At 65.5% G+C, this 11,667-nt stretch carries 9 protein-coding genes; 8 read left to right on the forward strand and 1 reads right to left on the reverse strand.

Going from position 1 to position 11,667, the window contains the following annotated elements:
• Positions 1 to 14 precede the first annotated feature (14 nt).
• The 6 genes from flgG (at position 15) to flgL (ending at position 7,223) form a co-directional block, all read left to right on the forward strand.
• A complete protein-coding gene (gene flgG / locus FHX60_RS18290; RefSeq protein WP_183284121.1) occupies positions 15 to 800 on the forward strand; it encodes a flagellar basal-body rod protein FlgG in 786 nt (261 codons plus the stop codon).
• Between the two features lie 11 nt (positions 801 to 811).
• A complete protein-coding gene (gene flgH / locus FHX60_RS18295; protein ID WP_092316041.1) occupies positions 812 to 1,510 on the forward strand; it encodes a flagellar basal body L-ring protein FlgH in 699 nt (232 codons plus the stop codon).
• Positions 1,511 to 1,517: 7 nt separating this feature from the next.
• On the forward strand, positions 1,518 to 2,663 hold the full coding sequence (locus FHX60_RS18300) for a flagellar basal body P-ring protein FlgI (RefSeq protein ID WP_280526072.1): 1,146 nt from the start codon (positions 1,518 to 1,520) through the stop codon (positions 2,661 to 2,663).
• Positions 2,664 to 2,666: 3 nt separating this feature from the next.
• Complete coding sequence (flgJ, locus tag FHX60_RS18305; protein ID WP_183284122.1) at positions 2,667 to 3,725, forward strand: flagellar assembly peptidoglycan hydrolase FlgJ; 1,059 nt, start codon at positions 2,667 to 2,669, stop codon at positions 3,723 to 3,725.
• A 313-nt stretch (positions 3,726 to 4,038) separates the two neighbouring features.
• Positions 4,039 to 5,958: a flagellar hook-associated protein FlgK gene (flgK, locus tag FHX60_RS18310; protein WP_183284123.1), complete on the forward strand. Its 1,920-nt coding sequence runs from the start codon at positions 4,039 to 4,041 to the stop codon at positions 5,956 to 5,958.
• A 35-nt stretch (positions 5,959 to 5,993) separates the two neighbouring features.
• On the forward strand, positions 5,994 to 7,223 hold the full coding sequence (gene flgL / locus FHX60_RS18315; protein ID WP_183284124.1) for a flagellar hook-associated protein FlgL: 1,230 nt from the start codon (positions 5,994 to 5,996) through the stop codon (positions 7,221 to 7,223).
• A gap of 144 nt (positions 7,224 to 7,367) precedes the next feature.
• On the opposite strand, the gene FHX60_RS18320 is transcribed toward flgL, so the two are convergent.
• On the reverse strand, positions 7,368 to 9,491 hold the full coding sequence (locus tag FHX60_RS18320; protein ID WP_183284125.1) for a TonB-dependent siderophore receptor: 2,124 nt from the start codon (positions 9,489 to 9,491) through the stop codon (positions 7,368 to 7,370).
• A 384-nt stretch (positions 9,492 to 9,875) separates the two neighbouring features.
• Here FHX60_RS18320 and FHX60_RS18325 point away from each other — a divergent pair, with 384 nt between their 5' ends.
• Together FHX60_RS18325 and FHX60_RS18330 are read left to right on the forward strand one after the other, a co-directional pair.
• A complete protein-coding gene (locus FHX60_RS18325; protein WP_183284126.1) occupies positions 9,876 to 10,520 on the forward strand; it encodes a TetR/AcrR family transcriptional regulator in 645 nt (214 codons plus the stop codon).
• A 340-nt stretch (positions 10,521 to 10,860) separates the two neighbouring features.
• Positions 10,861 to 11,619 (forward strand): Crp/Fnr family transcriptional regulator, encoded by a 759-nt coding sequence (locus FHX60_RS18330; RefSeq protein WP_260164064.1) that lies wholly within the window; start codon positions 10,861 to 10,863, stop codon positions 11,617 to 11,619.
• The last annotated feature ends 48 nt before the right edge of the window (positions 11,620 to 11,667 follow it).

An 11,667-nucleotide genomic window follows, 5' to 3' on the forward strand; every position in this document is an offset into this window, starting at 1 on the left:
ACGCAAGGACCCACATGATCCGCTCTCTCTGGATTGCCAAGACCGGCCTCGATGCGCAGCAGACGCAGATGGACGTGATCTCGAACAACCTGGCCAACGTGTCGACCAACGGCTTCAAGCGCGGCCGCGCGGTGTTTGAGGAACTGATGTACCAGACCATCCGCCAGCCCGGCGCGCTGTCGTCGGACCAGACCACGCTGCCCTCCGGCATGCAGCTGGGCACCGGCGTGCGTCCGGTGGCGACCGAGCGCATCCATACCCAGGGCAACCCGCAGCAGACCGGCAATGCCAAGGACGTGGCCATCCTGGGCCAGGGCTTCTTCCAGGTGGCGCTGCCCGACGGCACCACCGCCTATACCCGCGACGGCTCGTTCCAGGTGGACCAGAACGGCCAGCTGGTGACTTCCAGCGGCTTCGTGATCCAGCCCGCCATCACCATCCCCGCCAACACGCTGACGATGACCGTCGGCCGCGACGGCACGGTGTCGGTGACGCAGCCGGGCTCCAGCGCCAACGTGCAGGTGGGGCAGCTGCAGCTGGCCACCTTCATGAACCCGGCCGGCCTGGAAAGCATGGGCGAGAACCTGTATGTGCAGACCGACGCTTCGGGCGCGCCCAACTCCACCGTGCCGGGCCTGAACGGCGCAGGCGTGGTGCAGCAGAACTATGTCGAGGCGTCCAACGTGAACGTGGTCGAGGAACTGGTCAGCATGATCCAGACGCAGCGCGCGTACGAGATCAACAGCAAGGCGGTGCAGGCATCCGACCAGATGCTGCAGCGCCTGTCGCAACTGGGTTGATTGGTGTGAACATGGCCACCTTGCTTTCCCGCCTGGGCGCGCGCGCGCTGGTTTGCCTGGCCGGCGTGGCAATGCTGGCCACAAGCGGCTGCGCGCTGATGCCGCGCGAGCCGCTGGTGCAGATGCCTACCACGGCGCGCGCCGAGCCGCGCCCGATGGGCCCGGCGTCGGGCTCGATCTACCAGTCTTCCTACGCCGGCAATCCGCTGTTCGAGGACCGCCGCCCGCGCAACGTGGGCGACATCCTGACCATCCTGATTACCGAGAACGTCAACGCCAGCAAGAACTCCGGCACCAACACCAGCCGCACCGGCAACGCCGCGCTGGCGTTCGACGCGGTGCCGCGCGCGCTGGGCGGGCTGTTCGGCACCAGCCAGAACGCCAACATCAACGGCGCCAACACCATGAAGGCCAGCGGCGGCGCCAGCGCCGCCAACACCTTCAACGGCACCATCACCGTGACCGTGCTGGAAGTGCTGGCCAACGGCAACCTGGTGGTCTCCGGCGAAAAGCAGATGGCCATCAACCAGGGAGCCGAGTTCATCCGTTTCTCGGGCGTGGTCAATCCCCGCACCATCACCGGCGACAACGCCGTGCTGTCGACGCAGGTCGCCGATGCGCGCATCGAATACACCGCCAAGGGCGTGATCGACGAAGCGCAGAACATGGGCTGGCTGCAGCGCTTCTTCCTCAATGTTTCTCCGTTCTGACCGCGCCATGTCTGCCCAGATGCTCGCTCGTTTCCTGTCCCGCCTGCTGCGGCTGACCATGGTCAGCCTGGCGCTGGGCGTGGCCTTCGGCGCCTTTGCCTCCAGTGCCAAGGCCGAGCGCCTGAAAAACCTGGCCACCTTCCAGGGCGTGCGCGAGAACCCGCTGGTGGGATACGGCCTGGTGGTGGGGCTGGACAACACCGGCGACCAGACCATGCAGACGCCGTTCACCACGCAGAGCCTGACCAACATGCTCTCGCAGATGGGGATCACGCTGCCGGCAGGCAAGAACATGCAGCTCAAGAACGTGGCGGCGGTGATGGTGACCGCGTCGCTGCCCGCGTTCGCGCAGCCCGGCAGCCAGCTCGACGTGGTGGTGTCGTCCATGGGCAATGCCAAGAGCCTGCGCGGCGGCACGCTGCTGATGACGCCGCTCAAGGGCGCCGACGGCCAGGTCTACGCGATTGCGCAGGGCAATATGCTGGTGGGCGGCGCGGGCGCGTCGGCCAACGGCAGCAAGGTGCAGATCAACCAGCTGGCGGTGGGGCGCATCGCCAACGGCGCCATCGTCGAGCGCGCGGTCGCGCCGTTCCAGCCCGATGGCGGCGTGCTCAACCTGGAACTGAAGGATACGGATTTCGGCACCGCCGAGCGCGTGGTCGAAGCGATCAACCGCAACATGGGCGGTGGCGTCGCCGCGGCGCTGGACGGCCGCGTGGTGCAGGTGCGCGCGCCGGCATCGCCGGCGGCGCGCGTGGGCTTCCTGGCCCGTATCGAGAATATCGACGTCACGCCGGCGAAGGCCGCGGCCAAGGTGATCCTGAACGCCCGCACCGGCTCCATCGTGATGAACCAGGCCGTGACCGTGGATGACTGCGCGGTGGCGCACGGCAACCTGTCGGTGGTGATCAACACGCAACCGGTGATCAGCCAGCCCGCGCCGTTCAGCGGCGGCCAGACCGTGGTGGCGCCGGTGTCGCAGATCGACATGAAGCAGCAGGGCGGTTCGCTGCAGATCGTCAAGGCGGGCGCCTCGCTGGCGGCCGTGGTCAAGGGGCTGAACGCGCTGGGCGCGACCCCGGCCGACCTGCAGACCATTTTGGAAGCGATGCGCGCGGCCGGTGCGCTGCGCGCCGAGCTGGAAGTGATCTGAGGCATGACCAGCGGCATTCACAGCGGCGCACTGCCGCCGCCGGGCGCCGACCTGACCCAGCGCTTCGCGCTCGACACGCAAGGCTTCGAGGCGCTCAAGCACAGCGCGCGTGGCGGCGCCGACGCCAGTACGCTGCAGGCCGTCGCGAAGCAGTTCGAGGCGGTGTTCACGCAGATGGTGCTCAAGAGCATGCGCGACGCCACGCCGCAGGACGGCCTGTTCGACAACGAGCAGAGCAAGCTCTACCTGTCGATGATGGACCAGCAGCTGGCGCAGCAGATGTCGTCGCGCGGCATCGGCCTGGCCGATGTGATGGTGCGCCAGCTGGCGCGCGCCACCGGCACCGCGATGCCCTCCGGCATGAACGCGCTGACTCCGGCTGCGGCCGGCAAGGCCGCCGATGCCGAGATGGCCAGGCTGCTCGACAGCCGCGGTGCGGGCGCCATGCCTGCCGACGCGGGCGAGCAGGCGGACCTGCCGGCGATCGGCACCACCGTCGCGGGCCAGCAATGGAATCCCACCGCGGGCCTGCGCCAGTACCAGCCGCAGTCCTACGCGGACCGTGGCCCGGGCGAAGACCGGCTCGGCCGGCTGCCCGACGACGCGCCGGCCCACGTCAGCGCCTTCGTCGCCCGCATGGCCGGGCCCGCCGAAGCCGCTTCCCGCGCCAGCGGCGTGCCGGCGCGGCTGATCGTCGGCCAGGCCGCGCTGGAATCCGGCTGGGGCCAGCGCGAGATCACGCACGCCGATGGCTCCACCACGTTCAACGTGTTCGGCATCAAGGCCGGGCCCAGCTGGAAGGGCCGCGTCGCGGAAATCACCACCACGGAATACATCGACGGCCAGCCGCAGAAGGTGCGGGCGAAGTTCCGCGCCTATGGCTCGTATGACGAAGCCTGCGCCGACTACGCGCGCCTGCTGACAAGCAATCCGCGCTATGCGGGCGTGGTCAGCGCGGCCACCGCCGAAGACGCGGCGCACGGCTTGCAGCGGGCGGGGTATGCCACGGATCCGGCGTACGGGCACAAGCTGGTGAAGATCATGAAGAAGGTGGCGGCCTGAGGGGAAGCCGTAGGGCAAGCCGTAGGGCAAGCCGGAGCCTACGCCGCCGGAGCGCGGCTCCCCTCTCCCGCGCGCGGGAGAGGGGTGGGGGAGAGGGCGGGAGCGTCCCTTGCGACAAAGGATATCGGCAGGCACAGGCCTGCCCTCTCCCCCGGCCCCTCTCCCGCAAGCGGGAGAGGGGAGCAAACCAGCGGGAGATCCAGTGAAGCTCGCTTCCACACCTAAAGTCCCACCCCCACCCAGCCGATAACTCCCACATCCACACCGCCGGCCCCACGCCGCGGCAGTCCTAAAAATCCGGGATCAGAGCACCATGTCTCTCTTCAGTATTGGCCTCTCCGGCCTGAACACCGCGCAGAACGCGCTGACGACGACGGGCCACAACTTTGCCAACTCGGCAACCGAAGGCTACTCGCGCCAGAACACCATCGTCGCTTCTGCCGGCGGCCAGTACACCAGCCAGGGCTTCTACGGCTTCGGCTCGAACACCACCACGGTGATCCGCGTCTATGACGAGTTCCTGACCGGCCAGCTGCGCGGCGCCACCTCGGCCAGCGCCTCGCTGGCGGCGTACTCGGGCCAGATCAGCCAGATCGACAACCTGCTGGCCGACCAGAAGGGCGGCCTGGCGCCGCTGATGCAGAAGTTCTTCGCCGCGGTGCAGGCGGTGGCCGATACCCCGGCCGATCCGGCCGCGCGCCAGGGCATGCTGTCGGCGGGCCAGGCGCTGGTGGGACAGGTGCGCTCGGCCAGCAACTACTTCAAGCAGCTGCAGGCCGGCGTCAACGAGCAGGTCGGCACCGCCGTCACGCAGGTCAACGCGTACACCAAGCAGATCGCCAACCTGAATCAGGAAATCACCCGGCTGAAGGCAGCTTCCGGTGGCCAGCCGCCCAATGACCTGCTCGACCAGCGCGACCAGGCCGTGGCCGAGCTGACCAAGCTGGTCGGCGCCAAGGTGGTGGTGCAGGACGGCGGCACCTACAACGTCTTCGTCGGCAACGGCCAGCCGCTGGTGATGGGCAACGACGCCTATGAACTGAAGGCCGTGGCCTCGGCCGCCGACCCCAACCGCACCGTGGTGGCCTACACCCTGCCCACCGGCGCGGTGATCGAGAGCGAGCCGGGCGCGCTCACCGGCGGCTCGCTGGGCGGCCTGCTGCAGTTCCGCACCGAAACCCTGGACCCGGCGCAAAGCGCCATCGGCCGCTTGTCGCTGGCGATCGGCGCAAGCTTCAATGCGCAGCACCAGCTCGGCATCGACCTGAACGGCGCCCCCGGCACCGACATGTTCAAGCTGGGCGGCGCCACCACCATCCCCAATGCCAACAACACCGTCAAGACCACGGTAGCCACCGCCACCATCGACAACGCCTCGGCGCTGACCACCAGCGACTACAAGCTCCACTTCGACGGCACCAACTACACGCTGACGCGCCTGTCCGACAACCAGCAGGTGGTCACGCCCGTGCCGGCCGGCGGCGCCACCTACCCGCTGCAATTCAGCGCCGACGGCTTTACCGTCGAAATCAACGCGCCGATGGGCACCAACGATTCGTTCACGGTGCAGCCCACCCGCAACGCTGCCACCGGCTTCGACATGGCGATCAACGATCCCGCGAAGATCGCCGCGGCCTCGGCCGCCTACATCGAGGCGACCGCCGGCAACAAGGGCAACGCCACCGCGTCGCTGAGCAAGGTCGCGCCCGGGTTCACCCCGCCGGCCGGCAAGATCACCGCCGAGTTCGACGGCACCAACTACGTGTTCAAGGTTGGCGGCGTGGCCATGGCGCCTCAGCCGGTGGGCGTGCCCAACGGCAGCAATACCGACTTCACCCTCAACGGCCTGACCTTCAGCTTCGGCGGCACGCCCGCCGCCGGTGACAGCTTCACGCTGGGCAGCAACGCCGGCGCGGTCAAGGACAACGGCAACATGCTGGCGCTGGCCAAGCTGCAGAACGCCAAGACCATCGGCGGCGTGTCCAGCTTCAGCGAAGCCTACGCGCAGCTGGTCAACGATGTCGGCACGCGCGCCAAGTCGGTCAAGATCGCCTCGGCCTCGCAGGACAGCATCACCACGCAGATCAAGACCGCGCAGCAGTCGGTCTCCGGCGTCAACATGGACGAGGAAACCGTGTCGATGCTGCGCTTCCAGCAGCTGTACCAGGCCAATGCGCGCGTGATCCAGACCGCTGGCACGCTGTTCGACACCATCATCGGCATCGGCCGCTAAGCGCCGCAGCCACCCGCGTCAGAGAGGTAACCCATATGCGCGTTGCAAGCTCCACCCTGTACCAGCAAGGCCTGGCTTCGATGAACTTCCAGCAGGGCGCGCTGATGCATATCCAGCAGCAGCTCGGCACCGGCCGCTCCATCCTGACCCCGTCGGACGACCCGGTCGGCGCCACTCGCGCGCTGGGCGTCAGCCAGGCGCAGGCCGTCAACGGGCAGTACGCCACGTCCCGCAACCAGGCCAATGTCGCGCTGGCGGCGGAAGAAAACGCGCTGCAGTCCGTGACCACCATCACGCAGAACATCCAGACCATGCTGGTGCAGGCCGGCAACGGCACCATGAGCGATGCCGACCGCGGCTCGCTGGCGACCGCGCTGGAAGGGCTGTACAACCAGCTGCTGAGCCTGGCCAACTCCGACGACGGCAACGGCCAGTTCCTGTTCGGCGGCACGCGCTCGGGCAGCGCGCCGTTCACGCAGAGCGCCGGCGCCAGCAACTATATCGGCGACAACGGCCAGCAACTGCTGCAGGTCGACGTGGCGCGCCAGATGCCCGCCGGCAACACCGGCCGCGAAGTCTTCATGAGCGTGACCGGCGGCGCCGGCTATGTGGTCAAGGGCAACCCCGCCAATACCGGCACCGCCACTTTCGGCACGGTGTCGACCACCGACCCGAGCCACCCGCTGTTCGGCCATGCGCTGCAGATGTCGTTCACGGCCAACGCCACGGGGCAGATGGAATACACCATCACCGACACCTCGACCGGCACCACCCCCGCCCCGGTAGTGGCCGGCCCGCTGGCCTACACCTCCCCCGCGCAGATCGAGGTGGCGGGCTTCACCTTCAACGTCTCCGGCGCCCCCAAGGCCGGCGACACCCTGACCATGCAGCCGGCCAGCGAGGCCGGCACCGACATGTTCGCCAACCTGCAGACCGTGATCGACACGCTGCGCCAGCCCGCCGCCCTGGAGAACGACCGCGCCAACCTGGGCAACGTGCTGTCGACCGCCGTGCGCCAGTTCTCCAACTCGCTCGACAACGTGCTGACCGTGCGCGCCTCGGTGGGCTCGCGCATGAACGAGCTGGATGCGCTGGATGATGTTGGTGCCAACCGGGACCTGACGTATTCGCAGACGCTGTCTGGGTTGCAGGACCTGGATTACGCCAAGGCGATTACCGAGTATTACCAGCGGCAGGTGGCGCTGCAGGGGGCGCAGCAGTCGTTCATGCAGATTCAGGGGATGAATCTGTTCAAGTATTTGTAAGGGGAGGTCGTGATGGCGGCCTGTTGACTTGAGTGCGATTGCCTCCTGCCAACACGGCATCTTCGACGTGGCACACCGATCCTGGTCTTCTCCAACCTTCAGTTGTTTTGGGAGCGGCCAGTGTCGCCCCCCACCCACACAGATTCAGAACTGGTATCGCAGTCCGGCGACAAACTGCCGCCCCAACCCCGGTACTACCGCGAGGTTACCCCACGACGCGGGATAATAGGTCTTGTCGAACACATTGTGAATGTCCAGGAACACGCGAGTGCGGCGATCCATCTGCCAGTAGGTGACCAGCTTCACGGTGGCGTAGGCGGGTAGTGAATACGTGTCGGTGGCATTGCCGGAGCGCGATCCCACATAGACGATCCCTGTGCCAATGCCGTACCGCCCGCCGAACACGGGCATGGCATCTTCACGAATGGCGAGCAGGCTCGCGCTGACCTTGGGAATATTGGTCAGGCGGGTGCCGGGCGCGATGGCGTTGTCCTCGGTGACCTTGGCGTTCATCAGGGTAAAGCTGCTGCTGATGCGCCAGTGCTGATCCAGCTGGCCGAAGACGTCTATCTCCAGCCCGCGGCTCGTGGCTTGGCCGGCGGCGATATTGAAATTGGGGTTGGTGGGGCTGCGCGTCAGGACGTTGTTCTTGCGGATATCGAAGACCGCGAGCGTTGCCCCTAGCCGCTCGTCGTTGGACTGCCACTTCAGCCCTGCCTCTACCGCGCGGGCGTGCTGCGGATCGAAGGCATTGCCGGCCTCGTCCACGCCGCTGTTCGGGCGGAAGGATTTGCCGACGGACACGTATGCGGAAAGCTGCGCGGTGGGCAGCCACGTCAACCCCAGCCTGGGCGACACGGCTGTCTGGCTCTGGCGGGTCGAGGTTGCGGTGAGGAGGTTATCCACCGACTGGTGGAAATTGTCGAAGCGTACTCCGGCCAGCAGTTTCCATCGCTCTCCAATCGATACCTCATCCTGCAGATAGGCACCAACGTTGCGCTGGTTTTCGCGCGTCGATATGCTCGGCGCGAGCGGCGGCTTCGCTTGCCCGTACACCGGTTCGTAGAGGTCAATTGCATAAGGGTTGGCCGCGAGGCTGGAGTAGGCGATATCCATCCCCATGAACAGGCGCGAAGCCTCGATGCCGACGAGCATGCGGTGACCCAGGCCACCGGTATGGAAGTTGCCTTCCACCTCGGCGTTGGCCGACGTGTCGCGTGAAGGCAGTGTCCGCCAGCTATGGCGGCGCGTGAGGGTACGGCCGTCCGCGCGCAAGCTGCCAAACTCTGCGGCGTATCCCTCGAAGCTGGATTCCTTGTAGCTCACGCCTATCCGTGTACGCCAGCTGGCGGAAAGCTGGCGGTCGAGCGTCAACTGGTGCGTATCGCTGGAAAGATGGAGGTTGGGATCGTTGGGTTCCTGGAGGTAGCGGTCGCGGGGGAGGGTGATTCTGCCATTCACATTGACGAGGCCACGGTCCAGCGGTGTACGCACTCGCATGAATTCGCCCTCGTATTGCAGCAGCGTGCGGTCGTCTGGCGCCCAGGCGAACGCTGGCGCCACAAGGTACTTGTGGCTGTCGATCAGGGAGCTGCGACTGGCGCTGTCCTCGGCCATGGCATTGAGGCGATAGGCCAGCTTTTCATTGAGGGGGCCGGTGGTATCGACCGTGGCGCGTCTGAACCCGAGCGTCCCGGCACTGAGTTCCGCCGTGGTTGCCCGCGTGAATTTGGGTTTCTTCGTGACAATGTTGATGGTGCCGCCCGGCTCACTGCTGCCATATAGCGCCGCGGCAGGCCCCTTCAGGAATTCAAAGCGTTCGACCGTGGCGGCATCTCGCATCGGGTTGTAGCCGCGCGAGCCAGGAAAGCCGTTGACCAGGTATCCCATATCCGTGCTGCTGAATCCACGGATGGCATAGTTGTCCCAAGTTCCGCCAAAGTCATTCAGGCGGGCCACGCCGCTCACATAGTCCACCGTGTCTGCAAGGCGGGTTGCACCGAGGTCGTTAATCAGTTCCGAGGTGACCACCCGCACGGACTGCGGTACTTCGCGCAACGGCGTTTCGGTCCGGGTTGCTCCGCTGGCCTCGGTAGCAACGTATCCGCTCCCGCCAGCATTCGCACTGACGCGGACTTCAGGAAGATTGGCCGAGCCTGCAAGCTCCTGCGCTCGAACGAGCGCCGCATTGGACAAGGTAAAGAGGATCAGGCTGGCACGACAGGCATGGCTGGCGATCAAGCCGGGATGACGGGGAAATGCTGGCATCAGCAAGAAGAAGGCAAAAACAGGAGGCGCAACAATGTAGCCGTTAGATGCGAGGAATTCTCATTCACATATTTTTTGCGTGGGAATCGCCAAGTGCGGCTTGTTGCGTGTTAGGGGAGGGAGGCAAGGCGATGGGCGTCGACGCGGGCGATCCTCGGAAGCCGGACAATCTGCTTGCTGGGGTCGACGAAACGAAAGGGGTTGGGCCGCGATCCGGCGATGGTCGATTTGGGGGGAGGTGCTCGCCCGCGGCAGGGCTGCGCCCGGCTTTTCCAGTTGCTTGCAGGTCTTCTGATACCAAAGGCATTGGGAGCGCATGGCATAATCGGACGCAGGATGCTCCCCGCGATCACGGCAGGGATGGCTTAAGGCAGCAGGACCGAGATGCATGATCTACTGACTTCTCCCAGGGTACGCCTGCGTCGCCGCGGTGCCGACAAGCATCCCCTTATCCTGAAGGCCGCACGCACGCTCATCGCGCAGTCGGGGTTCAGGGAAGCCCAGATGACGGCGATCGCCGAGGCGGCTGGCATAGCGATCGGGACGCTGTATCGATATTTCCCGTCCAAGACCGAACTGCTTGTCGAGGTCGTCAAATTCACGGCACAGCGGGAAGTTGATGTCGTGGCCGGCATTGCCATGCGGGATGGCACCGCTTGCGAGCGGCTGGGCATGGCGGCCTGGACTTTCGCGAGCAGGGCGTTGCATGGCCGGCGGCTGGCGCACGCGTTGGTGGCCGAACCGGTTGAACCCGAGGTCGAGGCAGCAAGGCTGACCTATCACCGTGCGCTCTCGCGGGTGTTCCGCACCATCATTGATCAGGGTATTGCCAACGGCGAGTTTCCCGAACAGGATTCGGCTGCCTCGGCCGACTGCATCGTGGGATGCCTGTTCGAGGGACTCGTCGCTCCGTTGAGCAGCGAAGCAGCGCTGGCGGGCGTCCCAATGCAGAGTCAGGTGACGTCCATTATTTCCTTCTGCCTGCGTGGCGTGGCAGGAACCGCGGTGGCGTTCATCCCACCCGCGTGACGATTTCCTGTGAAGAAGAAGGCGTACATAACTAGAATTTGGGTTCCAGATTCAATGTGTACGGAAAGACTCCTGTCGACGCAATGCCGAGGTAAAGTGCTCAGGTAAATGGATACCCTGCGAGATTCGTCCTTGACTTCGTGAGACGGCCGCCTTAGCCTTAAGTGAATCATGATTTCACTTAAGGCTGGCGCTGACCGGCTTCCATAGCAGGAGACGGTCGCCGTGAAAATCTATCCCGATCCTTCGGCGCGCCGCGAGGCGCGAAAAAACGCGGACTTGGACGGCAAGGGCGATGAAAAGCACTAGCCCAGGCGCTTTGCAAAGCCGAGGAGTTGCCATGCGGTCGATTTCCTGCGCTGAAGTCGACAGCGCAGTGCATGTCCACAGGCGCTACGGTTCGACGCTGTCACGCCATCGCACGCTTGAGGACTTCCTGCAGGCGTCAAGCTGGTTCGCCATATTGACCGACGATGAGAAGTCGCGTGTCAAAACCGAGACGTTCGAGCGTTACTGCGCCGCGGGTGGCATGGCGTGTCATCGCGGCGATCCGGCCGATCACTGGCTCGGCGTAATCGAAGGCATCATTAAAGTCGATACGGCGTCCGCTTGCGGTCGCGCCGTGACCTTTGCTGGCGTGCCAGCGGGATCGTGGTTTGGTGAAGGCGCAGTGCTGAAGTCGGAGATGCGGCCGTATTCGGTGGTAGCCATCAAGGACAGTCGCATTGCCTACGTGCCACGCGAGACTTTCTTGTGGCTGCTGGGGCGTAACCATAGCTTCAGTCGCTACGTCATTGACCAGCTCAATGCTCGCTGCGGTTACTACGTCGGACTGGTGCACAACTTCCGGCTCCACGAGGCCGCCGCCCGCGTCGCATTTTGCCTGGCCGCGCTATTCCACCATCAGCTCTATCCTGCCACCGAGCGCACCCTTGCGCTGTCGCAGGAAGAACTCGGCAGGCTATCCGGACTTTCCCGGCAAAACACCAACCGCGCACTCCGCGAACTCGCCGAAGCGGGCATGATCGAGATGGAATATGGCGCCATTGTGGTAATCGATCTGGATGGACTGCGCCGGTACGCGCATATTGGCGACTAGCCTGCCCCGATCCATTGAAGCCAGGGCGAGTGGCACTCGCCCTGGCGC

Source organism: Cupriavidus alkaliphilus, from assembly GCF_014191175.1.
GTDB classification, from domain to species: domain Bacteria; phylum Pseudomonadota; class Gammaproteobacteria; order Burkholderiales; family Burkholderiaceae; genus Cupriavidus; species Cupriavidus alkaliphilus.